This window comes from Mesorhizobium sp. M3A.F.Ca.ET.175.01.1.1 (assembly GCF_004791945.1).
GTDB lineage: Bacteria > Pseudomonadota > Alphaproteobacteria > Rhizobiales > Rhizobiaceae > Mesorhizobium.
In genome coordinates this window covers 1-570 of the sequence record NZ_SRTP01000053.1, presented here as the reverse complement: position 1 = coordinate 570, position 570 = coordinate 1, and the positions used below count along the sequence as shown (strand labels likewise).

The window sequence follows — 570 nt, the reverse complement described above, 5'->3', positions numbered from 1 at the left end:
CCTGCGCCCAGTGCTTGCACAGGATCGCCTCGGCGCCCTGCGCCTTGACGAAGTCCTTCATCGCCTGGACCTCGGCCTCGGTGTCGGTGGTGAAGTGGTTGATCGCCACCACCGCCGGCACGCCGAACTGCTTGACGTTCTCGATGTGGCGGCCGAGGTTGAGGCAGCCCTTCCTGACCGCCTCGATGTTCTCCTTGCCGAGCTCCTCCTTCTTGATGCCGCCATTCATCTTCATGGCCCGCACGGTGGCGACGATGACGGCCGCCGCCGGCTTCAGCCCCGCCTTGCGACACTTGATGTCGAAGAACTTCTCGGCGCCGAGGTCGGCGCCGAAGCCGGCTTCGGTGACGACGTAGTCGGCAAGCTTGAGCGCCGTCGTGGTGGCGACCACCGAGTTGCAGCCATGCGCGATGTTGGCGAACGGGCCGCCATGCACGAAGGCCGGATTGTTCTCCAGCGTCTGCACCAGGTTGGGCTGCATGGCGTCCTTCAAAAGCACCGCCATGGCGCCGTCGGCCTTGAGGTCGCGGGCATAGACCGGCGACTTGTCGCGGCGGTAGGCGACGATGA

General features: G+C 65.8%; 1 protein-coding gene. It reads right to left on the bottom strand.

The window, feature by feature from the left end:
* A partial coding sequence (locus tag EN818_RS30695; RefSeq protein WP_135906578.1) for a formate--tetrahydrofolate ligase occupies positions 1 to 570 on the bottom strand: 570 nt, incomplete at both ends.